General features: G+C 70.3%; 24 protein-coding genes. 10 read left to right on the plus strand and 14 right to left on the minus strand.

Annotation, left to right across the window (positions count from 1 at the left end):
- The first annotated feature begins 104 nt into the window (after nucleotides 1-104).
- Both HNR40_RS45450 and HNR40_RS45455 read left to right on the plus strand, forming a co-directional pair.
- Nucleotides 105-1,112, plus strand: a complete 1,008-nt coding sequence (locus HNR40_RS45450; protein ID WP_184973057.1) for a sigma-70 family RNA polymerase sigma factor — start codon at nucleotides 105-107, stop codon at nucleotides 1,110-1,112.
- A 55-nt stretch (nucleotides 1,113-1,167) separates the two neighbouring features.
- Entirely contained in the window at nucleotides 1,168-1,743 is a 576-nt protein-coding gene (locus HNR40_RS45455) for a dihydrofolate reductase family protein (protein WP_184973059.1), read from the plus strand.
- A 63-nt stretch (nucleotides 1,744-1,806) separates the two neighbouring features.
- On the opposite strand, the gene HNR40_RS45460 is transcribed toward HNR40_RS45455, so the two are convergent.
- Nucleotides 1,807-2,154, minus strand: a complete 348-nt coding sequence (locus HNR40_RS45460) for a winged helix-turn-helix transcriptional regulator (protein ID WP_312896776.1) — start codon at nucleotides 2,152-2,154, stop codon at nucleotides 1,807-1,809.
- Between the two features lie 90 nt (nucleotides 2,155-2,244).
- Between HNR40_RS45460 and HNR40_RS45465 the strand changes: the two genes are divergently transcribed.
- From HNR40_RS45465 to HNR40_RS45475, 3 genes are all read left to right on the plus strand, one after another.
- A complete protein-coding gene (locus tag HNR40_RS45465) occupies nucleotides 2,245-3,732 on the plus strand; it encodes an MFS transporter (RefSeq protein ID WP_184973061.1) in 1,488 nt (495 codons plus the stop codon).
- 302 nt (nucleotides 3,733-4,034) lie between these two features.
- A complete protein-coding gene (locus HNR40_RS57660; RefSeq protein ID WP_184973063.1) occupies nucleotides 4,035-5,612 on the plus strand; it encodes a methyltransferase in 1,578 nt (525 codons plus the stop codon).
- Nucleotides 5,612-6,832, plus strand: coding sequence for an FAD-dependent monooxygenase (locus HNR40_RS45475; RefSeq protein WP_184973064.1), 1,221 nt, complete (start codon nucleotides 5,612-5,614; stop codon nucleotides 6,830-6,832). Before HNR40_RS57660 ends, HNR40_RS45475 begins: the two co-directional genes overlap by 1 nt.
- A 13-nt stretch (nucleotides 6,833-6,845) precedes the next feature.
- Here the strand turns inward: HNR40_RS45475 and HNR40_RS45480 are convergent, their stop codons facing one another.
- A complete protein-coding gene (locus HNR40_RS45480; protein ID WP_184973066.1) occupies nucleotides 6,846-7,778 on the minus strand; it encodes a helix-turn-helix transcriptional regulator in 933 nt (310 codons plus the stop codon).
- An 88-nt stretch (nucleotides 7,779-7,866) separates the two neighbouring features.
- Here HNR40_RS45480 and HNR40_RS45485 point away from each other — a divergent pair, with 88 nt between their 5' ends.
- The gene (locus HNR40_RS45485) at nucleotides 7,867-8,295 is read left to right on the plus strand and encodes a VOC family protein (protein WP_184973068.1); all 429 of its coding nucleotides are present in this window, start codon (nucleotides 7,867-7,869) and stop codon (nucleotides 8,293-8,295) included.
- 43 nt (nucleotides 8,296-8,338) lie between these two features.
- Here the strand turns inward: HNR40_RS45485 and HNR40_RS45490 are convergent, their stop codons facing one another.
- Nucleotides 8,339-9,115, minus strand: a complete 777-nt coding sequence (locus HNR40_RS45490; RefSeq protein WP_184973069.1) for a DUF4097 family beta strand repeat-containing protein — start codon at nucleotides 9,113-9,115, stop codon at nucleotides 8,339-8,341.
- Nucleotides 9,116-9,221: 106 nt separating this feature from the next.
- On the opposite strand from HNR40_RS45490, the gene HNR40_RS45495 reads away from it, so the two are divergent.
- Together HNR40_RS45495 and HNR40_RS45500 are read left to right on the plus strand one after the other, a co-directional pair.
- A complete protein-coding gene (locus HNR40_RS45495; protein ID WP_184973071.1) occupies nucleotides 9,222-9,923 on the plus strand; it encodes a TetR/AcrR family transcriptional regulator in 702 nt (233 codons plus the stop codon).
- Between the two features lie 57 nt (nucleotides 9,924-9,980).
- On the plus strand, nucleotides 9,981-11,582 hold the full coding sequence (locus tag HNR40_RS45500) for an ABC transporter permease (protein ID WP_184973073.1): 1,602 nt from the start codon (nucleotides 9,981-9,983) through the stop codon (nucleotides 11,580-11,582).
- Nucleotides 11,583-11,598: 16 nt separating this feature from the next.
- Here HNR40_RS45500 and HNR40_RS45505 read toward each other — a convergent pair whose 3' ends face one another.
- Nucleotides 11,599-12,612: a helix-turn-helix transcriptional regulator gene (locus tag HNR40_RS45505; RefSeq protein ID WP_184973075.1), complete on the minus strand. Its 1,014-nt coding sequence runs from the start codon at nucleotides 12,610-12,612 to the stop codon at nucleotides 11,599-11,601.
- A 102-nt stretch (nucleotides 12,613-12,714) separates the two neighbouring features.
- On the opposite strand from HNR40_RS45505, the gene HNR40_RS45510 reads away from it, so the two are divergent.
- Nucleotides 12,715-13,959, plus strand: a complete 1,245-nt coding sequence (locus HNR40_RS45510; protein WP_184973077.1) for an FAD-dependent oxidoreductase — start codon at nucleotides 12,715-12,717, stop codon at nucleotides 13,957-13,959.
- Here HNR40_RS45510 and HNR40_RS45515 read toward each other — a convergent pair.
- The 7 genes from HNR40_RS45515 to HNR40_RS45545 all read right to left on the minus strand — a co-directional run bounded on the left by HNR40_RS45515 (nucleotide 13,943) and on the right by HNR40_RS45545 (nucleotide 21,032).
- Entirely contained in the window at nucleotides 13,943-14,884 is a 942-nt protein-coding gene (locus tag HNR40_RS45515) for a M28 family peptidase (RefSeq protein ID WP_246510513.1), read from the minus strand. The two genes, HNR40_RS45510 and HNR40_RS45515, sit on opposite strands and share 17 nt — an antisense overlap.
- 109 nt (nucleotides 14,885-14,993) lie before the next feature.
- Entirely contained in the window at nucleotides 14,994-15,776 is a 783-nt protein-coding gene (locus HNR40_RS45520; protein WP_184973079.1) for a PIG-L deacetylase family protein, read from the minus strand.
- Nucleotides 15,777-15,789: 13 nt separating this feature from the next.
- The gene (locus HNR40_RS45525; RefSeq protein WP_184973081.1) at nucleotides 15,790-16,980 is read right to left on the minus strand and encodes an ROK family transcriptional regulator; all 1,191 of its coding nucleotides are present in this window, start codon (nucleotides 16,978-16,980) and stop codon (nucleotides 15,790-15,792) included.
- Nucleotides 16,981-16,982: 2 nt separating this feature from the next.
- Nucleotides 16,983-17,813, minus strand: coding sequence for a carbohydrate ABC transporter permease (locus tag HNR40_RS45530; protein ID WP_184973083.1), 831 nt, complete (start codon nucleotides 17,811-17,813; stop codon nucleotides 16,983-16,985).
- Nucleotides 17,813-18,694, minus strand: a complete 882-nt coding sequence (locus HNR40_RS45535; RefSeq protein ID WP_184973085.1) for a carbohydrate ABC transporter permease — start codon at nucleotides 18,692-18,694, stop codon at nucleotides 17,813-17,815. The genes HNR40_RS45530 and HNR40_RS45535 overlap by 1 nt, the downstream gene beginning before the upstream one ends.
- A 3-nt stretch (nucleotides 18,695-18,697) precedes the next feature.
- Nucleotides 18,698-20,107 carry an N-acetylglucosamine/diacetylchitobiose ABC transporter substrate-binding protein gene (gene ngcE, locus HNR40_RS45540; protein ID WP_184973087.1) on the minus strand — a complete coding sequence of 470 codons (1,410 nt, stop codon included), beginning with the start codon at nucleotides 20,105-20,107 and terminating at the stop codon, nucleotides 18,698-18,700.
- A gap of 250 nt (nucleotides 20,108-20,357) precedes the next feature.
- Entirely contained in the window at nucleotides 20,358-21,032 is a 675-nt protein-coding gene (locus tag HNR40_RS45545) for a TetR/AcrR family transcriptional regulator (RefSeq protein ID WP_184973089.1), read from the minus strand.
- 617 nt (nucleotides 21,033-21,649) lie between these two features.
- Between HNR40_RS45545 and HNR40_RS45550 the strand changes: the two genes are divergently transcribed.
- On the plus strand, nucleotides 21,650-22,138 hold the full coding sequence (locus HNR40_RS45550; RefSeq protein ID WP_184973091.1) for a DUF6326 family protein: 489 nt from the start codon (nucleotides 21,650-21,652) through the stop codon (nucleotides 22,136-22,138).
- Between the two features lie 151 nt (nucleotides 22,139-22,289).
- On the opposite strand, the gene HNR40_RS45555 is transcribed toward HNR40_RS45550, so the two are convergent.
- From HNR40_RS45555 to HNR40_RS45565, 3 genes are all read right to left on the minus strand, one after another.
- Nucleotides 22,290-22,769 carry a hypothetical protein gene (locus HNR40_RS45555; protein ID WP_184973093.1) on the minus strand — a complete coding sequence of 160 codons (480 nt, stop codon included), beginning with the start codon at nucleotides 22,767-22,769 and terminating at the stop codon, nucleotides 22,290-22,292.
- 1,222 nt (nucleotides 22,770-23,991) lie between these two features.
- Nucleotides 23,992-24,744 (minus strand): IclR family transcriptional regulator, encoded by a 753-nt coding sequence (locus HNR40_RS45560; protein WP_184973095.1) that lies wholly within the window; start codon nucleotides 24,742-24,744, stop codon nucleotides 23,992-23,994.
- 73 nt (nucleotides 24,745-24,817) lie between these two features.
- On the minus strand, nucleotides 24,818-25,264 hold a 447-nt coding region (locus HNR40_RS45565), incomplete at its 5' end, for an SLC13 family permease (RefSeq protein ID WP_376773595.1).

Below are 25,264 nucleotides of genomic sequence, written 5' to 3' on the forward strand. Positions count from 1 at the left end.
CCGTTCTGGCCATGTCCCGGCAGGCATCCGGCCGATTCTTCGACGCTCCGCGCGGCTCCGGCAGGTGGTGAAGGTCGACACCGACCACGTTCTAGCCTTGCCACATGGACGAGGACGTGTTGCTGGAACGGGCCCGCGCGGGTGACGAGGGGGCGTTCGAACGTCTGGTCCTGGCCTACCGGGGTGAGCTGGCCGCGCACTGCTACCGGATGCTCGGCTCGCCGCACGACGCCGAGGACGCGGTGCAGGAGACGCTGCTCAACGCCTGGCGCGGGCTGGCCGGGTTCGAGGGGCGGAGCTCGTTGCGTACCTGGCTCTATCGGATCAGCACCAACACCTGCCTGCGGCTGAGCGGCAAGCGGGGGCCTCGGGTCATGTCGCCGGATCGGGGGCCGGCGCTCGGGCGTACCGACGATCTCGGGACGTTCGTGGGCGGACCGGTGTGGATGGAGCCGTGGCCGGACGACCTGGTGTCCGACGAACCGGGACCGGCGGCCAGCTATCTGCGCAGGGAGGGCGTCGAGCTGGCGTTCGTGGCGGCGCTGCAGCGCTTGCCGGGTACGCAGCGGGCGGTGCTCATCCTGCGGGAGGTGCTGGGGTTCTCCGCGGCCGAGGTCGCCGGCCTGCTGGACACGTCGGTGGCTTCGGTCAACAGCGCGCTGCAGCGGGCGGGGCGGACCATGCGGGCGCCTGCTACTACCCAGCGTGAGGAGCTTGGCGCGCTCGGTGCTGGTGGCCGGGGTGAGCTGGTGGCGTTGTTCATGGCCGCGTGGGAGCGAGCGGACGTGGACGGGCTCGTGGCGCTGCTCGCGGACGACGCACGCTTCACGATGCCGCCGCTGCCCGCCTGGTTCGACGGGCGGGAGGACGTCCGCCGCTTCCTGGTGGAGCGTGTGTTCGCGTTCGAGTGGAGGCTGCGCCCGATCGGGGCCAACGGTCAGCTCGGCTTCGCCTGTTATCAGCGGACGCCCGGCGGCCAGGTGTTCCTATTGGCCGCGATCATCGTGCTGAGCCTGAGGGACGGGAAGATCGTGGAGATTGCCGGGTTCCTCGATGCTCAGCTGCATGACGTTTTCGGACTTTCGCCGGAAATTTCGCCCGAGGAGCGATGAGTTCGCGGCGGCTCTCGTCTCTGCACTCCTGACAACCGACAAACGGGAGAGCACCATGCGCAAAGTCGTCGTGACCAACATCGTCACCCCGGACGGTTACTTCGAAGGGCCCGGCAAGGACTTCATGGCGATGCCGGAGGAAGACGCCTTCGACGACTACAACGCCGAACGGCTGCGCGCCGCCGGCACCCTTCTGCTGGGACGCGTGACCTACGAAGGGGCGAACGCCTTCTGGCCGGGCGTGGCCGGCGATCCCACGGCCCCTGCCGGGCTGCGGGAGATGTCGCGGCTGATCAACGCCTTGGACAAGGTCGTCGTGTCCGACAGCCTGACGCCGGAACGGACCGCGCCCTGGCACGACACGCGCATCGTCCAGCGCGCCGCCGCCCATGAGGCGGTGGCCGCGCTCAAGCAGCGGCCCGGACGGGACATCCTGATCTTCGGCAGCCACGTGCTCTGGAACGACCTGCTCACCCACGGCCTCGTCGACGAGTTGCACCTGATGGTCGGCCCCAAGGTCCTCGGCGGCGGCACTCCCGCCTTCGAACTGGCCGCGCCGGTGTCCCTGCGGCTCCTGGAGGCCCGGCCGCTGCCGTACTCCCAACTCGTCTTGATCCGGTACGCCGTCTAGCGCTCAGCCCTTGACGAAGCGGTGACGCCACGGCGCCTCCCTGGCGAAAGCAGTCTTCGCGAGCTATCCCGCCTGGACGGCAGGATGGTCATCGAGGTACGACCTGCCCCACGTGTCGAGCAGGCCGACGATGGTCTCCAGGCTCCGGCCCGTGTCCGTGAGCGAGTACTCGACCCTCGGCGGCACCTCGCGGTGGACCATGCGCGCGATGATCCCGTCCTCCTCCAGTTCCCGGAGTTGCCGGGTGAGCATGCGCGGGGTGATGCCGCGCATCTCCCGGTGGAGTTCGCCGAACCGGTGCGTGCGCTGGAGCAACTTGTAGACGATCGCCAGCTTCCAACGGCCGCCGAGGATCTCCATGGCCACCTCGACCATGCAGTTGGCGGGCTTGTCGTGCAACCCCTTGCGCACCTGTGACCTCCATTCCTATACAAATTGGCACTATGACACATTAAAGACAGTACTTGTAGAATATGTAGCACTCTTACCAGGCTGGTGCCCATGCACCAGGACATTCATTCGCCCTCGACCCCGCGCAAGTGGGCAGTCCTCGCCGTCATGTGCGCGAGCCTGTTCCTGGTCGGCATCGACGTGACCGTGCTGCACGTCGCCCTGCCCAGCCTGTCCAGGGACCTGAAGCCCGGCGCGAGCGCGATGTTGTGGATCGTCGACAGCTACTCGCTCACGCTCGCGGCGATGCTGGTGACGTTCGGCACCCTGGGAGATCGGCTCGGCCGCAGGCGCATGGTGCTGGCGGGGTTCGCCGTGTTCGGCGTGATTTCAGTCGCGGCGGCGATGGCCCACACGACCGCCCAGCTCATCGGGGCCAGGGTCCTGCTCGGCGTGGGCGCGGCGATGATCATGGCGTCCACCGTGGCGATCATCCGATCGGTCTTTCCCGACGCCCGTGAGCGGACGATCGCGCTCGGGGCGTGGACGGCCGCGCACAGCGCGGGCGCCATGCTCGGCCCCGTGCTCGGAGGGCTGCTCCTCGAACACTTCTGGTGGGGTTCGGTCTTCCTGGTCAATCTGCCCATCGTGGCTGTTGTACTGATCGTCGGTGCCCGGCTCATCCCCGAGTCCAAGGACCCCGCACCGCGCCGCTGGAGCCCCGCGGACGCCGCGCTGTCGGTCGCCGCTCTCGGCCTCATGGTGTACGGGCTGAAGCACCTGGCCGACGATCCGTCGCCGGCGTCGGCGGTCGCCGGATCGGCCGGAGTGGCACTGGCGGTGCTCTTCGTGCAGCGCCAGCGCCGAGCCTCGGAACCACTGCTCGATCTGTCCCTGTTCGCCGACCGCCGGGTCAGCGTCGCGACGGTGAGCGTGCTGGTCTGCTTCGGCGCCAACACGGCGCTGCTGTTCTTCCTCACCCAATGGTTCCAGCTCGTGGACGGGCTGACCCCCTTCCAGGCCGGTCTGGCGCTCACGCCGCTGGCCGCCGCCAACGCGGTGGGCGCGGCCGGGGCACCGTGGCCGGCGGCCCGCTGGGGACGCCGCACGACCGTGGCCGCGGCGCTGGCCGCCCTCGGCACGGCACTGGCCGTACTCCCGCTGGCCTTGGGCGGGCCCATCGTGCCCCTCGTACTCGTCGTCGCGGGCGCGTCGGCCGGCGTGGTGATGACGCTCGGCGCGGATCTGGTGATGTCGGCCGCCAGCGAGGAACGTGCCGGACAGGCGGCCGCCATCCAGGAAACCTCGTTCGAACTGGGCGCGGGGCTGGGCGTCGCGATCCTCGGCACGGTCGTGTCGGTCGTCTACCGCGCCACGCTGCCCGGCCCGCCGTCCGAGGCCGGCCAATCGCTCGGCTCAACTGTCGACGGCGCGGCGACCCTCCCTCCCGCCCAGGCGGCCAACCTCCTCCAGGCGGCACACGAGGCATTCCACACCAGCCTGAGCACCGCCCTGACCGCCGCCGCTGTCGTCCTCTGGCTGACCGCCGCCCTGGCCATGGCTCTGCTCCGAAACACCCCCGCCCACGCTCGCCCATGAACCTCAACGCGCGCGTCCAGGCCGGCGCCGCCTCGGCGATCTCGCGCATCCGCTGTCGATGGTCAGGGAGTGTGCCCGGTCGGGGACGTCCATGATGTCGGTGACCGCCGACGAGTGGCGGTACCGCTTCAGCGTGGAGCGGGTGATCGCTTCCGGCACCCGCCGGCCGACAACCTGACACCGGTCTGGGCGTCCAGGAACGCTGCGGCTCCTTGCGTGGCCGGTCTTGGTCACAACGGGCCGACATCGACGCTTACTCTATGTGATTTCTCAACTACTCAGAGTGATGCTAACCTTCCCGCGTGAAACAGGGGGGCGTGTGGTCGACCGCCATCAGACCCGGCGCACTGGGCGAAGCCGACACCTTGCGGGTCGGCCGGATGGCGCAGATCGCTCATGAAGGAAGACAGGGACCACTAGGTCTGCGGTTCGACCATGTCGGGCTGCTGGTGTTCCCGAGTTCGGTCGAGGCGGCGCTGGCCGGGCAGCCCGTGGTCAGGACGCTGCCCAGCGTCGTGGTCAGGGAGCGCCTGGCGAGAAGGTATGAGCTGGACGGCCTGGCCGTCACCATCGCCCACCTCGACGTGGGCCATGGCAGGACGCTGGAGCTGTTCCTGGCCACCGGCTGCCCGGAGGAGATCGCCGACGACGAGCGGTTGCACAACCGGGAGACGCACCTGGCGTTCGAAGCGCCCGCGGCCGGCTTGGAGGTGCTGGAGTCGCTGCGCGCCGACGGTTACCGCCCCGACGGCGGCGGCTTCAATCCCGCCGAGGGCGCGAACGGGCGCAGCGTCTTCTACTTCAAGGCCGGCGGCGGCGGCGACCGCGTGGAGATCGTGGCGGCCGGGCAGGCGCGGGCGGAGCTGGAGCGTCACCTGGGCGCGGGCGAGGAACGCCGCCGCATGCTCGAACTCCTCACCGGCGCCTGGACGACCCAGGCCCTGCGCACCGCCGCCGAACTCGGCATCGCCGACCGGCTGCTCGGCCGCGACCTCTCCCTCGAAGACCTCGCCGCCACCCTCGGCTGCCCGGCCGATCGCCTGGCCCGCCTGGTGCGCTACCTCGAACAGCTCGGTGTGGTCGCCAGCTCGGGCGGCCTGGTCACGCTCACCCAGCTGGGCGCCACGCTCGCGCGCGCGTCCAGCTTCTCCCTGCACGGCGTCGCCTTGCTGTACGGCGGGCTGTTCTACCACAGCTTCGGCCACCTGCCCGGCGCCGTCAGGAGCGATACCAGCGGCTTCGAGCTGGCCTACGGCACCGCCCCCTTCGACTACCTCGAAGCGCACGCCGAGCAGGCGCGGGTGTTCCAGCTGGCGATGTCCGACCAGTGCCGCGACATCTTCGACGCCGTCGCCGCCCGGCTCGACCTGACCGGGATCACCACCGTGACCGACATCGGCGGTGGCTCCGGCGCGCTGCTGGGCCGGATCCTCGACGCCGCGCCGCACGTGCGGGGCGTGCTGTTCGACACGCCCGCGACCGCCGCCGCCGCGGAGCCGGACCTGATCGCCCGCCACGGCGACCGCATCACCACCATCGGCGGCGACCTGTTCAACTGCGTGCCCGGCGGCGACCTGCTCGTGCTCTCGCGCATCCTGCACGACTGGGACGACGACGCCTGCGCCCGCATCCTGTCGCGCTGCCGCCAGGCCTGCCGCGAGGGCGCCCGCCTGGCCATCGTCGAACGGCTCCTGCCGCAGCAGCCCGACCGGCCGAGCCTGGCCACCGCCTGGGACGTTCACATGATGGTCAACAACACCGGCGGCCGCGAACGCACCCTGGACGGCTACCGCGACCTGCTGCAGGCGGCCGGGTTCACCCTCGCCTCCCACACGGGCCTGCCGCTGGAGGCCCACCTGCTGGAGGCGGTCGCGCACTGATGCGGATCCTGATCGCCGGCGCCGGCATCGGCGGCCTGACCGCCGCGCTCAACCTCCACGCCGTGGGCCTCACCGCCGAACTGGCCGAGGCGAGCACGACGTGCCGGCCGCTCGGCGTCGGCATCAACCTGCTGCCCGCCGCCGTCGCCGAGCTGTCGCGGCTCGGCCTCGGCGCGGGACTGGCCGCGCTCGGCGTCCCGGTCGCGCGGATGGCCCACTTCGACCGGCACGGCAACCTCATCTGGCGCCAGCCCCGCACCGGCCAATACTCGGTGCACCGCGGTGAGCTGCAGATGCTGCTGCTGCGCGCCGTCCACGACCGGCTCGGCGCCGCCGCCGTCCGCTTCGGCACGCTCGTCGAGGGCGTCGAGGGCGTCGAGGGCGTCGAGGGCGTCGGGGACGTCGAGGACGGCGGGCGAACCGTCCGCGTCACCGGCCACGACCGCACGTCGGGACAGCCGGTGACCATCGACGCCGACGTGCTCATCGGCGCCGACGGACTGCGCTCGGCCGTGCGCCGCCACCTCCACCCCGGCGAGGGGGAGCCCCTGGCCTGCGGGATCACGATGTGGCGTGGCATCAGCCCGGCGCCGCCGTACCTGGACGGGCGCACCGTCGCCGTCTACGGCTGCAACGCCCGCGCCAAGCTCGTCGTCTACCCGATCACCCGCCCCAGCGGCGGCCTGGTCCAGCTCAACTGGGTGGCCGAGGCGCGCGGCCCCGCGCCCGCGCCCGGCCGCGCGCAGCACGACATCCGCGCCGACCTCGACGCCCGCTTCGCCGGCTGGTCGGTGCCGGGGCTGGACGTCGCCGCCCTGTTCGCCGAGGCGCCCGAGGTGCTCGAACTCCCCATGACCGACCGCGACCCCCTGCCCGCCTGGGGAACGGGCCCGGTCACCCTGCTGGGCGACGCCGCCCACCCCATGTACCCGATCGGCTCCAACGGCGCCTCCCAGGCGATCCTCGACGCCCGGGCGCTGGCCGACGCCCTGTCGAACGTGCGGGATCCGGCCGCCGCGCTGCGCGCGTACGAGGCGGTCCGGCTCCCGCAGGCCAACGCCGTCGCGGCGGCCTGCCGGGCCATGCCGGCCGACGACATCCTCGCCGTCGTGGCCGCCCGCGCCCCCGCCGGCTTCGGCCACATCAGCCAAGTGCTGTCGCGAGGCGAGCTGGCGACGCTGACCAGCGCCTACCACCATACCTCCCACGCCGGCACCTGAACGGCGAGCCGGATCACGACTGCGCGTAGCGCTCGGTGAGTTCTCGTCCGATCCGGGCGAGTTCGTCGCGTACGGCGCCCGGCTCGACCACTTCGACCATGGCGCCCCAGCCGGCGAGTTGCTCGGCGATCGCGCGTGGCATGTGCGCGGCCACACGGGCGCGGACGCGTCCGCCAGGTTCTTCGGCGACGACCTCGCAGTGCCGTCCGAAGTGTGAGCGCAGCACGGGCACGAACGTGGCGTCGATCAGCACCTCCGCGGTGACGAGCGAGCGCCGCCGCTCCATCTGCGCGACGGTGCGCGACCATTCCGCCGCCAGGTCGAAGTCTTCCGGCCGTTCCGCGGGCAGGTCGGTGATCACCGCTTCGGTCACGCGGTCGACGCGGAAGGTACGCCTGCCCGCGGGCGTGTCCGCGATGAGGTACCAGATGCCGTCCTTGTCGACCAGACCCAGCGGGTCGACGAGCCGCTCCTGCCCGGAGTAGGCCAGCCGTACCTTGACTTGGCGCACGACCGCGGCCTGCAAGGACTCGTGCGGGACGGCATGCTCCCGGTCGGCCTCCCCCCAGCCCGCGGGGTCGGACACGACCGCCTGTGCGGCGGCTTGGGCGTCGGCGCGGAAGGTCGCGGGCAGCGCGCGGACGAGCTTGCGCAGGGCGGAGGTGAGCTCGGGGGTGGCCGTGCCGGCCCGGCCGAGGAGAAGGAACAGGGCGCGGGTCTCGGCCGCGTTCAGGCCGCTGAGGTCGGTACGGGCGCCGCCGACGAGCGACCATCCACCGCCCCGGCCCGGCTGGGGGTAGACCGGGATGCCGGCGGCCGACAGGGACTCCAGGTCGCGGCGGGCGGTGGCCACGGAGGTCTCCAGTTCCGTGGCGAGTTCCGCGGCGGTCACCCGGCCACGGGCTTGAAGCAGCAGCAAGGCTGCCACGAGACGGTCGGCGCGCATGTCCTCATCCTGGCAAACAAAGTGCTCAATTGATGAGCACTTTGAGCGGGATGATGGACACACCAACCGCGAGAAAAGGGAAACGCGCATGTTGCGAGGACTCACCACGACGTCGTTCTACTCGCCTGACCTGGCCGCCACCAAGAGCTGGTACACCGAGTTGTTCGGGATCGCCCCTTACATGGACACTCCGGCCTACCTGGAGTGGCGTATCGGCGACTACCAGCACGAGTTCGGCGTCATCGACAGTTCCTACGCCGACAGTGAGCTGGCCAGGACCCCGTCTCCGGAGGCGGTGGGCCGGCCGGCGGGCGCGGTGGTCTTCTGGCACGTCGACGACGTACCCGCGGCACTGGACCGGCTCGTGGCGATGGGCGCCAAGGAACACGACGCCCCCCGCGACCGCGGCACCGGCTTCATCACCGCCACCGTGATCGACCCGTGGGGCAACATCCTGGGCCTGATGTACAACCCGCACTACCTGGAGGTGCTGAGCTCCATGAAGAGCGGATCGTGAAGATCGCCGCCTGGCGTGAGTGGCTGAGCCTCGGCGCGCGGGCCTACTTCCGCGCGTGGCGTTTCACCACCACGTCGCCGTAGGTGGTGGAGGCGTGGATGTCGACGCTCTCCTCGGGCGGCGGCCACGCCTCCAGCAGGTTGTGCACGGCGCCGTAGGTGGAGTCGAGGCTCAGCACGGCCCCGCTGCCTCGCCTGACGCCCACCTCGACCCGCCCCGAGGCCGCGAGCGTCACCGAGCCGCGGGCCACCTCGCCGATCCTGATGTCGCCGTCCGCGCTGATGATCTCGACGTCGGCGTGGGCCCGCTCGACCACGACCCGGCCACGGGCGGCCGTGACCCGCAGGCTGCCTGCGGCCTCGCCGAGAAGCAGGTCGCCGCCGCGCATCGTGATGACGGCGGGCCCCTCGACGGAGGCGACGCACACCTCGCCCGATCCGGAATCTACGTCCAGCCCGGCGGTCTGGTCGAGCCGGATCCCGCCGCGGGCGCTGTGGATCCTGCTCTCCCCGAGCCGGCCATGGCCCCACACCTGACCGGCGGACAGGTCGATCTCGAGGCCGGAGCCCTCCGGCAGCTGGATCTCCACCTTGACCGCGCCGATGCGGTCCCGCCACCGGTGCGGCGTGTGCACCCTCAGGCGGCCGCCGGCGTACTCCACCTCGGTCAGGCCGGCCGCGCCGGCGTCGTCGTCGTTGGCCGGGTCGAGCGGGTTCACCCTGACCCGCGTGTCGGCGCGGCGCTCCGCCACGACCCGAACATCTCCCGCCCCCAGGTCGACCACGGCCTGGATGGGTTTCGGAGTGTCGAAGAAGTTCACACTGTGCACTATACGCGATCGCCGTACGCGATGTGCGACTATACAGGTGTGTAGTATGCTTTCTCGGCATATAGTAACCTGCATGACTGAATAGGGATCGGTGGTCATGACCACACCCGCACCCGACTCGGAAGACCTGACCGCCCGCGCCCGCATCAGGGACGCGGCCCTGCGGCACTTCGGGGAGCACGGGTTCGAGCGCACCACCCTCAAGGAGATCGCCGACACCGCGGGCGTGTCCGCAGGGCTGGTCCGCCACCACTTCGGCTCCAAACAGGCGCTGCGCGAGGAGTGCGACGCCTACCTCGCCAAGATTCTCCGCAGGCTCAACGACCAGGCCAGGGCCGGCGACGTGAGCGCCGCCGACGTCAACTACGTCGCGCTCAGCCGGGCGGCCCTGGGGCCCTACCAGCCGTATCTGGCGCGCGCCCTGACCGAGGGCTGGGCGGCCCCGGTCTTCGACAGCATGGTCGAGATGGGCGAGCAATGGCTGGCCGAAGCCGAACGTGACCGCCTCGACCCCCCGCTCGCCGACCGCCGGGTCCGCGCGGCGATCGGGGTGGCGATGGCGCTGGCCGTACCGATTCTGCATCGGCAGTTGTCGCGCACCATCGGCGTCGACCTCATCAGCCCCGAAGGCGACGACCTGCTCGCCCGCGCGCTGCTCGACATCCGCTCGCACCCCATGCTCACCCCGGAGCAGGCCGCCGCCGCCGTCGACGCCCTCGACAGGCATCGCGGCAGCGCTCCCTCGCCCGAGCGCGTGGCCGCCCTCCGAACCCACGCCGAGGAGAAAGACGATGCCTGACGCCGCCGGGCTGGAGGAACTGTTCCTGCGCCACCACGACCGAACCGGAACCCGGAGATGAGCGCGCTGACCGGCACCGGCCGGCTCGCCCGACTGGCGCTGCGCCGCGAACGGCCCAGCGCGCCCTGGTGGATGCTGCTCATCGTGGCCCTGGCCCTGACCATGGTCAACTACATCACCACCCGCATGGGCACCCAGGCGCTCAAGGTCGAATACACCGAGACCATCGGCCGCAACGCCTTCCTGCACGCGCTCGGCGGCGGCACCGTCGAACCCCGGCTGGAAGTGCTCGCCACCTGGCGCAGCGGCGGATTCCTGTACGTGTTCAGCGCGTTCGCCGCCGTCATGTCCGTCATCCGGCACACCCGCGGGGAAGAGGACAGCGGGCGCGCCGAACTGGTCGGCGCGACCGTGGTCGGCCGCCGCGCCCCGCTGACCGCCGCTGTCCTGGTGGCGGCGGGCGTCAGCGTGGCCTGCGGGCTCGCCGTCGCCATCGTGCTGATCGGGATCGGTTTCGAGCCGGTCGGCTCGCTGGCCTACGCGGCCGCCGTCGCGGCCGCCGGCTGGGTGTTCGGGGGCATCGCCGCCGTCGCCGCCCAGCTCGCGCGCAACGCCCGTACCGCCACGATGATCGGACTATCCGTACTCGCCGTGTCCTATGTGATGCGGTACGCGGGTGACGCCACCGGGCAGCGCTATCTGATCGGCCTGTCACCGATCGGCTGGAGTCACCTGGTGCGGCCGTACCAGGACGAAAGGTGGTGGATGCTCGGCCTGTCGGTCCTGGTCGGCGCCACACTCCTGGCGGTCGCCTACCGGCTGCGCGACCGGCGCGACCTGGGCTCCGGCATCCTGCCCGAACGCCTCGGGCCCGCCGGCACCACCCGCCTGCGCGGCCCGATCAGCATGGCCTGGCGGCTGCACCGTACGCTGCTGGTGGCGTGGGCGGCCGGCGTCGCCTTCTTCGCCGCCGCCGGCGCCGGGCTGAGTCCCTTCGTCAAGGACCTGCTCGCCCGGCCCAGCGTCGTCACCGACGGCATCGTCAAGATGCTCGGCATGCCGGCCGCGGCCATCGGCGGCTACTCCTGGTACCTGATCCTCATCCTGGCCTACGTCGTCGCGCTGTACCCGGTGCTCATGACGCTCCGGCTGCGTGACGAGGAAACGTCGGGGCGGGCGGAAGCCGTCCAGGCCACCCCGCTGACCCGGCTGCGATGGGCCGGCGGGCACCTGGTCGTCGCCGGGCTCGGCACGGCAGCGCTGATGGCGGTGGCCGGGCTCGTCTTCGGCACGCTCTTCTCCGTGCTCGTGGGCGACCTGTCCACCGACCTGCCCAGATTTCTGGCGGGCGCGCTGAGCCTCGTGCCGGCGGCGTGGTGCGTCGGGGCGGTCTGCGTGCTCGTGTACGGCCTGCTTCCCCGGGCCGGCACCGCGATCTGCTGGATCGCCTGGATCCTGACCGCCGCGCTCGGCCAGGTCGCCGGGCCCCTGTACGGACTCTGGGGCGGCAGCCCGCTGGAGCCGTTCCACTACATCCCCAACCCGTTCGGCGGAGAGCCGTTCAACATGGGCGCCCACGCCGCCCTGCTCACCATCACGGCGATCCTGCTGTACGGCGGGCTGTACGCACTGCGCCGCCGCGACTTCGGACAGTCTTGACCATGTCCTTCGGCGATCATGGCCGGGCAGATCCAGGACCGGCCGCTACGGCATGCCACCTGCGCACGAGCCGACGGCAGGCGTCTACCAGCTCGGTGGGTGTGACCTGATCCATGTCGGCGTCGAAGGTGGCGAGGATCCCGGCGACACCCGCCCATGACCAGGCTCCGATGGTGAGGCGGCAGTGATCGGGGCCGAGGTGCTCGACCATCGATCCGCCGGGCGCCCAGCGGGCGACGGTTTCGGCGGGCAGGTTCAGGCGGGCGGTGCCGGTGCACGGCCAGGTGGCTGGGGTGTCGCCACGGTCGTGGCTGGTCATGACGAAGCGGGCGACGTCGCCGCCGGGGAGGTCTCTGGGCTGGATGGGGATGCCGGTGGGGGAGTGCAGGTGGAGGCGGTCGAGGCGGCGTACCCGCCAGTCGTCGTCGGCGAGGTCGTAGGCGACGAGGTACCACCGCCCGGCCCAGATCACCAGGTGGTGGGGTTCGATCCGGCGAGCGGGGGAGAAGTCGTCCTCGCCCGGGGCCGGGCGGGTGCCGTCAGCCCTGACCATGTCGACGATCAGCACATTCCGGTGGCGTACCGCGATTCCGGCGGCCCTGAGCCGTTCGGAGCCGATGGGGTCGGCCGGAAACTCCCAATAGTTCTGCAGGCTGGTCAGGTTCAGTGACTCCATGGCCGTTCTGAGCCTGGCGGGCATGATGCGTTTCAGGGCGTCCAGCGCCCGTTCGGCGTCCTCGCCGAGTCCGAAGACGCTGCTGGGCGCGGTCTGCAGGGCCACCGTGATCGCGAGCGCCTGTTCGTCGTCGAGCAGCAGCGGCGGCAGCGCGTGCCCGGCGCCCAGGCTGTATCCGCCGGCCGGGCCGTGGACGGTGGTGACGGGGTAGTCGAGCGCCCGCAGGGTCTCGATGTCGCGGCGGACGGTGCGTTCGCTGACGTCCAGCCGTGAGGCGAGTTCGCTCAGCGACCAGCGTCGAGCGGTCGCGAGCAGCGACAGCAGGCGCAGCGCGCGTCGTGAGGTTTCGGCCATGAGGTTCATCCTGCACCAGTAGTGGACATCCGACGTCCACTACCGATGGCACTGTCTCCGGCGAGAGCTGCCGAACAAGCACAAGAAGGAGTCCTGTAAAGGATGCGCATCATCGTCATCGGGGGCGGAATCGGCGGATTGGCGCTGGCCGCGGGACTACGCCGGAACGGGTTCGACGTCGCGGTCTTCGAGCGTGACACCGACGTCACGGCGACAGGGGGCTACCACATCACCCTCGACGGCCGGGCCCAGGAGGCCCTGCGCCGGCTCGTACCACCGGAGATCGTCGAACGTCTGCTGGCCTCGTCATCGGCGCTGCGGCTGCGTGACCCGGATGCGTTCTGGGACTGGCACGGACGGCTGCTGGGCCACGGGCCGCGGCTGGCCGACAGCCCGAGCGTGGACATCGACCGCATCACGTTGCGGACCCTGCTGGCCGACGCGGTCGGCGACGATCTCCATCTGGGGCAGACCGTCACCGCCATCGGGCACGCCGACGACGGCACGCCCCAGGTCGTCCTCGCGGACGGGACCACTCAGCGGTGCGACCTGCTGGTCGGCGCGGACGGCGCCCACTCGCTGGTCGCCGGGCACCTCGCCGGTGGCCCCACGAACCGGCCCGTCGGGATCATCGGTTTCTCCGGCAGGACGGCCGCCGGCGACCTCGGCCCGCTGGAGCGCGAACGGCTCGGCCCGCGATCGGGGATGGTGTTCGCGCCTCGGGGCGCCGCCCTGTACGTCGGCTTCCTGGACCCGGTGGGCAACGCCGTACTCGATGCCCCGCACCTGCGCGCCTCGGTCACCAGCGGCCCCACCTACATTTGGGGTGCGATGTTTCCCGAGTCCGCCGCGACCGACGCACTGCGCGGCCTGCGCGCGGATGAGCTGCGGGACGCCTTGCTGGCCAGGTTCCGCCGCCACGGGTGGGCTGAGAGCCCGCTCGAGGTCATCGCCCAGGCCGATCCCGGCAGTATCGCCGCGTTCCGGTTCAACGCCGCCTCGACCCGGGCGCAGGACCTCGCTCCCTGGCCCGCCGGGCCCATCACCGCGTTGGGCGACGCCGTGCACGCCACGCCGCCGACCGCGGGCATGGGAGCCGGCGCCGCGATCCGCGATGCCGCCAGCCTGCTCACGCACCTGTGCGAGGTCACTGCCGGAACCAGCGCCCTGCCGGTGGCCGTCAGCCAGTTCGAGGCGGACATGCGCGTGCGCGGCGCGGAGATCCTCACCCTGGCCATGCGGACGGTCCGCTGGATCCTGGCCACCGACACACCGCTGGGCGCGGCCGTCACGACCGCGGCGACCCCCATGATCGCGGCAGCCGGCCGGCTCAGACGCCTGCGCTGACACCAACCGCCGTGAACCCGTCGGTCGCGGCGATCACCGTGAGGCGGATCCGGTCCTTCGCCGGTACGCGCACGGTGAGCTGGACTCCCTGCGCGGGGAGGCCGCGGAAGCGGATCTCCGCGGGCCAGGTGCCGGTTCGGGTGCCGGTGACGGGCACGCCCGCCGCCCCGAACCGGCCGGCCGACGCGATGGCGTGGGTGATCGGCTGGTCGAACCGCAGCGTCACCGAGCGCGCCCCCTTCGGGGCGGTCACGTGCAGTTTCAGGGTGTCCCCGCCGTGGGCCAGGACGTCGGCTCGCGGCCCCTCGGCGGCGATGTTGTTGGGCAGCAGCCGATACACCTCCACCATGGCCGAGTGACCGCGCGGCGCGGGGACGGCGCCCGCGAAGGTCTCGACCAGGCGGGCGTTGTTCCCGGAGGTCTCGAACATCAGCGAGGGGCCGCTGACCCCGCGGGCCTCCCAGTTCAGCAGCACGACGTCGTTACGCGGGCCGGGACCGGCACGCAGCGCCCGGACGGTCTCGACCATCGCGGCCACCGCGGCGCCGCCGTCGGAGGCGCCCGGCCCCATGGCCGCGGAGTCGTAGTGCGCGGCGATCAGAACGGTGCCGGTCGAGTCCGTTCCCCGCAACCGGCCCACGACGTTGTCGACCTGGCCGAACGCCGCCAGTCCCGCCGCGGACCAGGCGCCGACCGCGCGCTGGACCTCCACCTCCAGCCCCGCCGCGCGCAGTTGCCCTGCCAGGTAGGTCTGGGCGCGCGCGTTCGCGGGGCTGCCGATGGGCCGAGGTTCGGCGGCGAACCGCTTCAGGTGAACCAGCGCGCGCTCGGCGCGGAACTGCTCCACGGGGGCGGTGGCCGGCAGGGGCCGCATGGTGCTGTCGGCCATGGCGGACAGCACGATCACCACAGCCAGGGTGAGCATGGCCGTCAGTCCGGCCACCGGGCTCCGCCGGACGTCGAGCAGTTTTCCGATCGTGACGAGGAACGGTAGGCCGGGCCGGTCACTTCCGGGAATGAGGCGCTTACCCGTCCTAACCCGTGGTTTCCCGCAGTACCGCCCGTACCGTGGCGAAGGGCAGCAGGTCCAGCAGCTCGCTCTCCGCGGGTCGCCGGCCGTAGGGGGCGAGCTGGAAGGTCTCCGGCCCGATGTGCTCGGCCCAGTGCTCGCTCACGAACGTACGGCAGGCCGCCACGTCTGCCGGATCGGGCACCTTGCCCAGCAGCCCGCGCTGGAACGGCGAGTACTCCAGGAACTGGGACGCGTGCGCCAGGCAGGCGTCGAGCTTGGCCTCCAGCACCGGGGCGACGTCCACGACGACGTCGTCCCGGTGAACGGGCCGCGAGACGTAGTCGGTCATCAGCAGGCAGACCGGCTGCCGGTCCAGGGCAGGCTTGCCGCACTCGACGTTGCGGGTGGTGGAGAACTCCACCGCCTGCCCGGCGAGCGTGCCCGCGGCGCGGTTGTCAGGGTGGCCGCCACCGTCGGCGTGCAGGGCGATCACCAGGTCGGGACGCCAGCCGCGGATCTCACGCAGGACACGCACGCGCATCTCCACGGTGGGTTCGAGGAAGCCGTCGTGCACGTCGTCGAAGATCTCGTACGTGGTCACGCCGAGCGCGTCGGCCGCCCGCCAGGCCTCCTCGGCGCGGCGGCGGGCCAGGGGAGCGCGTTCCATCTCGTGATGGCCGGCGTCACCGTTGGTGAGTGTCAAAAACTTCACCGCGTGCCCGGCCCCGGCCAGCAGGGCGGAGGTGCCACCGGCGTAGATCTCGGGTTCGTCGGGATGGGCGGCGATGACCAGCGTGCGCAACATGTCTCAGCTTTCTTCAGGGGATTTGCTCGCCGGTACGGCCTGCCGTACCGGCTTGGAAGACCCGCTCGCGGGCCAGATCGAGGGCGAAGCGGACGGCGCCTTCGAGCACGCTGCCACCACCGGCGCGACCGACGGAGACGGTCACCGGGGCCAGGCCGGTGGGGGCGAGCAGCGCGGCGACGCGGGCGCGCAGCGGCTCGGCGCCCGCCACGCAGAGGGGGCCGCTCAGGACGACGCGGCCGGGGTCGAGCACGCCGACGGCGGCCGTGACGGCGATCGCGACGCGGGCGGCGACGTCGTCGAGGAAGGCTTCGGAGGCGCCGGCGCTCAGGAGGGCGGACACCTCGGCCAGCCCGCCGTCGGCGGAGGCGGGCAGGTCGTGGGCGGCGGCGAGGGCGGCGAGCGGGGCGGCGCCGAGGAGGGCGCCGAGGGGACCGCCCTCCGGGCCGTAGAGGCGGCCGCGGCTGACCGGGTCGGGCACGGTCACGGAGCCGACCTCGCCGCCGCGCCCGGTCACGCCGCGCCAGAGCGCGCCGTCGAGCACGGCGCCCGCGCCGACGCCGCCGCCGATCCACAGCAGGACGAAGCTCTGTCCCTCGCGGTCGGCCAGTTCGCGGATGGCGACCAGGTTGACGTCGTTCTCCAGCCGGAATCGTTCGGCCCCGAGCGCGTCGCACAGGTCGGCGAGATCGTCGAGGTGCGACCAGCCGGACAACTGGACCGCCTGGCGCAGCCGCTGTCCGCCGGCCTCGACGATGCCGGGCACGCCGAGCACGATCTGGTCGAGGTCGTCGAGCCCGGCCCCGGCCTCGGCGGCGGCCGCGGCGACCGCGGCGGTCAGGAACTCCACGGCGTCGGCCCCGGGACCGGGCGCCTGGGCGCGGTGGCGGCCCAGGGTCGTTCCGGTCAGGTCGGCGACGGAGACCTCCACCGAGCTCGCGGTCAGGTCGGCCCCGGCGACGAGCGCGGCGCCGCCCTCCAGCTCCCACATCTGCGCGGCCGGCCCGGCGTTGCCGGGCTTGGTGCCGGCCTTGCGGGCCAGCCCGCCGTTCTCCAGGCGGCGCAGCACCTCAGCGGCCGACGCCTTGGACAGGCCGGTGTGCAGTTCCAGCTCGGCGCGGGTGAGCCCGCCGTGGCGGAGCAGGAGTTCGAGCGCGGCGCGTTCGTTGAGGGTGCGGAAGACCGTGGGGTTCCCGGTGGACATCGTTACTTCACGGCTCCTGAGGTCAGCCCGGACTGGATGTGTCGCTGGAAGACGATATAGGCGACGACGACCGGCAGGACCGTCATGCTCAGGGCCGCGAACAGGGCGGGCCAGTCGGCCTCGTATCCGGCGATGGTGGAGATGTCGGCGATGCCCTGGGTGATGACCCACTTGTTCTTGTCGCCGGGCAGCAGCACGAGCGGCAGGAGGTACTGGTTCCACTGGCCGAGCACGTTGAAGATGGTCAGGCTGACCAGGCCGGGCTTGGCCATGGGCAGCATGATCTGGAAGAAGGTGCGGGTGTGCGAGGCGCCGTCCATCATCGCCGCCTCCGCGACCGCGTCCGGCAGCCCGCGGAAGAAGGAGGTCAGGAAGAAGACGGTGAACGGCAGCGAGTACGCGATGTAAACCAGCACCAGCCCGACGTGCGAGTTGAGCAGGCCGAGCCCGTCGACCACGAAGAACAACGGGACGAGCGCCAGGAAGACCGGGAACGCCATGCCGGAGACGAACAGGAAGTAGATCGCCCGGTTGCCGGGGAACCGATAGCGCGCCAGCACGTAAGCGGCCATCGAGCTGAGCAGCATCGTGCCGAGCACGCCGAAGAAGACCACGACCACGGTGTTGAGCAGGTACGTGCCGACGTTGGCCTTCTCCCAGGCCCGCAGCCAGTTGTCCCAGCGCAGCTCACCGGGCAGTTGCAGGGCGTCGCCGAAGATCTCGGAGTTGCTCTTGAAGGAGGCGAGCAGCGTCCAGATCAGCGGGCCGATGATGAGCAGCGCCCACACGGCGAGCACGGCCTGCGACAGGCCGCCGAAGAGCCTGCGGCGCATCAGTACACGATCCTCTCTCGCCTGGTGACCCGCATCGTCACCGCGGCGAAGGTGAGGGTGAGGAAGAACAGCGCCACGCCCATCGCCGAGGCGTAGCCGAACCGCGAGTAGCCGAAGGCGTTCTTGTAGATCTCGGTGGCCAGCACCGTGGTGGCGCCGTCGGGGCCGCCCTGCTCGATGGACAGCACGTTGACCAGGGCGAACGCGTCGAAGGCGGCGATGCCGAGATAGATCCAGCCGACCTGGACGGTGTCCCAGATCAGCGGCAGCGTGATGCGGAAGAACAGGGTCAGCCGGCCGGCGCCGTCCAGCGCGGCCGCCTCGAAGACGTCCTTGGGGATGGCCGCCATGCCCGCCGAGAAGAGCACCACGTAGAAGCCGACCGCCTGCCAGACCATGACGGCGATGATCGACCAGAGGGCCAGCCGCTGGTCGGTCAGCCAGCCGGCGGGCTCCAGCCCGACCTTCATCAGCGCGCCGTTGAGCACGCCGCTGGAGTCGGGGCGGTAGACGGCCTTGAACAGCACCCCGACCACCGCGACCGCCAGCACCTGAGGAAGGAAGAAGACGACCCGGTAGAAGCCCGAGCCCTTGACCCCGCCCTGCGCGTTGAGCAGATAGGCGAAGGCCAGGGCCAGGGCGATGGTGGCGAGCGGCAGGGCGACGAGCAGGACCGCGTGGTTGCGGATCGCCTGCCAGAAGGCGTCGTTGCCGAACAGCCGCCGGAAGTTGTCCAGCCCGACGTAGTTCAGCCCGGCCGACACGCCCCGCCAGTCGGTCAGCGCGATCTGGAACGCCTGCGCGTACGGGCTGATCACGAAGACGAGGTAGAGCGCGACGGGGAGGAGCAGGAACCCCGCGACGAAGCCGTGCCGCCGCATCGGTCAGACGCTCCGGGTCTGCTTGGTGATCGCGGAGTCGTCCTTGAGCTCGTCCGCCTTCTTCTGCATGTTCGCGCAGAACTGCTCGGCGGTGCTGCGTCCGGACATGACCGAGTTGGTCTGGGTCTGGGCGTAGTCGAACAGCTCCTTGTACCAGGTCTCGAAGCGGGCGTCGGTGATGGTGTTACGGCCCGCCGCCTCCTGGGCCTTGGCCGCGCTGTTGACCGCGGAGGTGAGCTGGAGGCCGTCGACGACGCCGTTGACCACGGTGAGGTTCTTGGTGAGCTCGGTGTAGCCGCGCGCGCCCTCCCGGGAGAGCATCAGCCGCAGGTACTCCAGGCCGCCCTGCGGGTTCTTGCCCTTGGCGCCGACGAAGAAGGCCTCGGACACCCCGACGAAGATCGCTTCGTACGGCATGGCGTCCGCGGCGCCGATGCTGGGCACGGGGGCGATGGCGTACTCGAAGCTGTCCGGCTTCTCCTTGGCCATCTCGTTCTCCAGCCAGGAACCGCACGGGTAGAACAGCACCTTGTCCTGCAGGTGTTTGATCTGGGTCTGCGTGTGGTCGAGGCCGAAGTAGGCCTTGTCGCCGAAGTCCTTCTGGATCTGCGCCCAGGCCGCGACGGCCTGCCGTACCGGCTCGGCGGTCCACGCGCCGTCGGCGAGGTTGTCGATGTCGATGATGACCTTGTTGCCGCCGATCTTGGCGGCGCTGTAGACGAGGTTCCACAGCTGGTAGAAGGGGCCGACCTGGCCGGGGTAGGCGAACAGCGCGATCCCCGCCTTCTTCGCCTCCTCGCCGAGGGCGTTGAACTCGGCCCAGGTCCTCGGCACCTGCCAGCCCTTGGCCTCGAAGAGCTTCGCGTTGTACCAGAGGGCGCGGTGGGCGACGGTGTACTGCAGCACCCGGGGCACGCCGTCGATCAGGGAGTTCTCGTAGACGCCGCCGACGAGGGTGTCCTTGACCTTCTTGCCGGGGAAGGCGAGCGAGGGCGCCTCGAACAGCGGGGTGAGGTCCGCCAGATGCCCTTCCTGAACGAGGGCCTGCAGGTCCAGGGCCTCGGGCCCGGAGTTGTTGATCACATCGGGGACGTCGCCGGCGATGAAACGCGGGCGCAGCTGCGTACCGACCTTCTGGGTGGCGACGTGCTTGATCTTCGCCTTCGGGTAGGCCTTGCTGTAGGCGGCCTCGTGCAGGTCGACGGCGTACTTGTCGCCGTTGCCGCCGCTGAAGATGACCACTTCGAGCGGGCCGGCGGCCTGCACTCCGAGCGGGTTGGCCGCCGACGTCGCGGCGGCCGTGGCGGTGGGGGCAGGAGCGGCGGTACGGCTCGCGGTCGCGCAGGCGGCGAGGGGGGCGGCCAACGCGGCCAGGCCTAGCCCGCGCAGGACGTCGCGGCGGTTGGGGGACATGGCTCCTCCTGGACACAACCGTCTGGATACCTTCCAGACGGTTAGCCGCCGACTATAGAAGCCCACCCTGACCAGGGTCAAGACCGCTCCCGCCATAGGAGAGCTCGAAAACGCCTACTGAGGGTCGGTTGAGTAGCTCGGGTACGGCTTGCGCTCAGTCACCGCGCCATCCCCAGCGCAGCTGGACCCGGAGACTGGCGGTGACACGACGAATCCCCACGATCACACGACGACATCACGGACGGAGCGCTCACGTGGCCGTTCTCAGGGGTTCGAGGGCGGCTAGGACGAGGTCGAGGCCGAAGGTGAACTCCTCCGCCGGGTCGTAGCCGGCGGCGGCGAGGACTGCGGCGGACTCGTTGAGGTAGGGGAACTCGTCCGGAGGAAGCTGGGGTAGGAAGACCTCCTCGGTCATGTCCGCGAGCTCGTCGGCGGTGTCGAACGGCAGGCTGGCTTCCTGCAGGGCGAAACCGTACACGTAGCTGTCGAGCAGCCAGTTGGCGTGCGTCGCCATCAAGACCGGGAAGCCGGCTTTGCGCAGGCAGGCGGTGACCGCTTCGCGGTGGCGCAGGTTCGCGGGCCCCGGCGATGTCCGCGACTCCATCAGGCCGATCGCCCACGGGTGGCGTGCGAGAACCTGCCGGGCGGATACCGCCCGACGTCGCATCGCCGACTGCCAGTCGCTCTGTTCAGGCGGGAGCTCGATCTCCTCGAACACGACATCGATCATGGCGTCCAGCAAGTCCTCCCTGTTCGCTACGTAGTAGTAGAGCGACATCGCGCCCGCGCCGAGCGCGCGAGCCAGCTGGCGCATGCTCAGCTCGCCGACTCCCTCACGGTCGGCGAGCCGGACCGCCTCGGCCACCACCCGCTTCCTGCTCAGCCCCGCATCTGACGCGGCCTGGCGTCGTTCCCTTGCAGACAACGGGTCCCTCGCTCCCTCGAACGGCTTGACAATCGTTCAGCGTACGGCCATCGTACACCGTACTACGTACGATGTACGAAACAACCAGAGTCGCAACTCGGACGTAAGGAGGCATCTGTGGGAATCGAACAGCGACCGAATGCCGGAGCACGCCTGGCGCCGGGGGCAAATCCGGCCAGGCGACGACGCGGGCCGCCCTCAGCGCTCGACTCGTCCGAGGCCGGGCCACCGCCGCCCGGCCGAGGCGATCTGCCCGCCCAGGTGGACGCGGCCTCGGTACACCCCGGCGCCTACCTCGTCATGACCGGTGAGCCGCACGTGGTGCGCTTGGCGTTCAGGCCCCGCCGGCCACGCCACGACATCCCCGGCAGGCACCTCGCCGACATGGCGGCAGCGGTCGAAAGGATGCCACCGCTCTCCGCCCCGGCCACGAGGTGTTCGGAACGTCGACGAAGCAGCCGACGCCCTCCGCCACGTCGCGGCAGGCCACACCCGAGGGAAGGCCGTCGTCACCGTCTGCCGACCGGACCGACGAGAACAACCCAGCCCCGCGCGTATGCACGCCCCAACCCGCCGCCACTCCGGCGGACGGACCGCTCCACTCGAAAGAAGAACCGATGACCATCCAGACGAAAACCCCGAACCCGCTCGACAACCCCCCGGTCCCCCTGCAGGTCAAGCTCGCCGCCGCATGGACCAGCTTCATGTTCCTCTACATCTACGTCGACTACTTCCACCTCCACAAGCCCGGCGTCATCGACAACCTCCGCGCCGGCGTCGTCTTTGAGTTCAACATCAGCCCCACGTTGTTGACCGCCATGCTCGCGTCCGTGGCGATCCCCGCCCTGATGGTGACGCTCTCCATGACGCTGCCCGCCCGGATCAACCGCGCCACGAACCTCGTCGTCGCATCGCTCTACATCCCCTACTCGGTGTTCAACGCGACAGGGGAATCCTGGGACTGGGCCCCCTTCTACAGCCTCTCCATCGGCATCGAGGTACTGCTCCTGGCCTTCATCCTGCGCTCCACCTGGACCTGGCCTCGAACCCCCGCCATCCCAGCCGGCCCCGAGACGACCAACCTTCGACAGCAGGCGTCCATGTAAAGCCCTACGGCGTGAAGCCCGCCGTTGCGGACACCGGGCCGACCACGACCAGCTCAATCGCGGTATACGCCAGAGAACCCGCTCACGAGCGGCCCGATGTCCGCGCCGGCCACGCCCGTAGACCGAACGGCGGCCGACCGACCAGCACACCTCACCCAACCAACCGCAACGACAAAAGGGGCACCAGCTCGCAACGCACACTGAGAGGTTGAGAGCCCCGGTGCCAGTGTCCCTGCAGGTTCATGGACGGTTCTATGTTGTTCCGTTGATGCTCAGATCGGTGAGCACCGACGGCATGAGCGTCTAGCGCGGCCGCTTCTGCTGCCGACAGGTCCGTCAGGATGGTGTCGGTGAACAGGCGCATCAGCGCGATGTATTCGTGGGCATGCTTGTCAGCTGTGGCGTAGCTGTAGAGGTCCAGCCGCGCCTGCGCATCGGATGGGGAGTCGTCAGCATCATCCTGTTCCATGCTTCGACCGCCTAGCTTCTTGACGGTTGGGGCTGGCGACTCGGAGCCGCTGGCCGTGGAAAGGTGCCGCCGCTTTAAGGTAAGCGTGGGCACTGACAGTTTCCGGCTGACGACCTGAATCGAGAACGCATTCGAAGCCGGCCGGGGCTGATGGATGCGCAAGGTGGGGAGTGTGCCCAAGGCTCCGGGTCGTCGAACTCGGATAAATGGCCATATAGTGTAATTTGAATATTGCGTTTCGGCTACCATCGCACGGGTCACGGATTGAGGGGCTCGGCGTTGGCCAATGTTTGCTGGTGTGGCAGGCCTGGGAATCATCCGCTGTCGTTGGTTGAGGCCCTATTTCTCGGTCGTCGCGCTTCGGCGCGTACGTCATGACTCCGAGCACGCGACACAAGCATTGCTCGAAGTGCTCAAGAGATCCCTTGCTGACCAGGCGGAATCCGCGACCGCTGTGTTGGCCGATGGTATTGAGGAATCGGCCGGTGCGGCGGGACTGCTCGTCAACGGTTTCATCTATCGCAGGGAGTCCAGTCCTTCATGGGCCACCACTGCGGCTCCATCGCTCGTGAATTCGGAGCACGCACTGGTCCTGAACCTGAGATACAGGGATTTCTTGGTGGTTCACTGTGACGACATGCAGAAGCGATGCATTAGACGTTGGCTTCGAAAGACTGGTGCGGCGCCTTTCATCGTCGTCGCGCCCGAAGTGCTGCAGCGCGCCTTCTGCGAAGGAGAGACGCGTGCGCTCTGGTTGCGCGGTACACATGCTCGTCGCACCACCCGGCCGGATGCCAAGGCGCTCGATGGTCAACGCCTGCAGGATGCGCTGAGCCCGTTGGAAGACAGCTCGTTCCTGTACTCCTCGGCCCGTACGGCTCCTTCGTGGGGAGCTCCCGGTGGCCCGCGGACGGGAAACATCGGAGTTACACCGAAGGATGGACTTATCTGGTCCAGGGCCTCCCACTGCTTCGAGGACTTCATCGCAATGGCCGCTGACGTGCTACGGCGGCTGGATGAGGTCTCAGGGGCGAGCGCGCCCGCGCCACCGCCCTTCCCGATACTTGCCGCCGAGGTGCATAGTCTTTCTGATGTCCGGGGAGCCTATGACCTCTCCACTGTCACGCCGGGCGAGCTTGTTGAGGGGCGGCGTGACGAGGCCACGTTCGAAGCGGCAGGGCTTCTGGAGAGAACAACCTTCCAGGTTCAGGGTCGACCGGATTCGGCGCCTTCCGATGCAGTGCTGGCTCGTTCGCCGGGGCGCGCAGAGCCCGGGGTGGGGCGGCCCCGCGTGGGAGAGCTCGGGGTGGGAGAGCTCGGGGTGGGTGGTGTCGGGGTGTCGGGGTGCCGGTGTGGGGCGGGGGTGGTGGGACCAGGGGTGGGGTTAGGTGATTTCGGCGAGGAGTTTGGGGACGGCGGCCTGGAGTTGGGCGGCGATGGACTCGACGGCGTCGGCGCCGATGCGGCCCTCCGGGCCCGAGACCGAGATGGCTGAGAGGGTCGGTGCTCCGGTTACGGGCACGGCCAGGCAGCGTACGCCGGGCTCCTGTTCCGCGTCGTCCACGCAGTAGCCGCGCTGCCTGATCTCGGAGAGTTCGATCATGAGCAGGTCCGGGTCGGTGATGGTGTTGGGGGTCTGGGCGGGCATGCCGGCGCGTTCGACGAGGGCGCGGGCGTCCTCGGGCGGGAGCTGGGCCAGCAGGGCCTTGCCGACTCCGGTGCAGTGGAGGTAGACGCGCCGGCCGACTTCGGTGAACATGCGCACGGAGTGGGTGGAGGGCACCTGGGCGACGTAGACGGCGCGGTCGCCGTCCATGACCGCCATGTTGGCCGTCTCGCCGACCGCGGCGACGAGGTCGGTCAGGACGGGACGGGCCCAGGTGGCGAACATGCTGGAGGCGCTCTCACCGAGCCGGATCAGGCGGGGCCCGAGCGCGTAGCCGCGGGAGGGGAGCTGGCGGACGTAGCCCGACCCCACGAGGGTCCTGATGATCCGGTGGATGGTCGGCAGTGGCAGCCCCGAGAGTGTGGACAGGCGGCTGAGCTGCAGCTCACCGCCCGCTTCCGCCATCAGCTCCAGTATCGCGAAAGCTCGTTCCAGCGATTGCACGCCGTTGGCCGAGCGTGGTGCCGACATGTCCACAGTCTCCGGAGGCAGGTGGCGTTTTCTACCATACGGAAGAGTACATCCTCCGCGGGGCCACCATGCGTCAGGACCAGTTGGGTGCGAGGAAGATCAGCCAGGTGAGCAGGGGGGCGATGGCGATCATGCTGAAGCCCCAGCGCATGAGGCCGCGGAAGACGTAGTCGCGTTCGGTTTCCGGGGAGTTGGCGACGACGAGGGCGCCGCTGGTGGAGAAGGGTGAGGAGTCGACCACGGAGGAGGAGACCGACAGGGCGATGACCAGGGCGACGGCGCCGATGTCTCCGGTGAGCAGGAACGGGACCGCGAGGGGGATGAGGGCGCCGAGGATGCCGGTGGTGGAGGCGAAGGCGGAGACGGCGGCGCCGATGAGGCAGATGAGCAGGCCGGCCAGCAGGGGGATGCCGATGGTGGCGACCTTGCCGCCGAGGAAGTCGATGGTGCCGACGCGTTCCATGAGGCTGACGTAGGTGACGATGCCGCAGATGAGCAGGACGGTGGGCCAGGCGATCTG

Source organism: Nonomuraea endophytica, from assembly GCF_014203235.1.
Classification (GTDB): Bacteria; Actinomycetota; Actinomycetes; order Streptosporangiales; family Streptosporangiaceae; genus Nonomuraea; species Nonomuraea endophytica.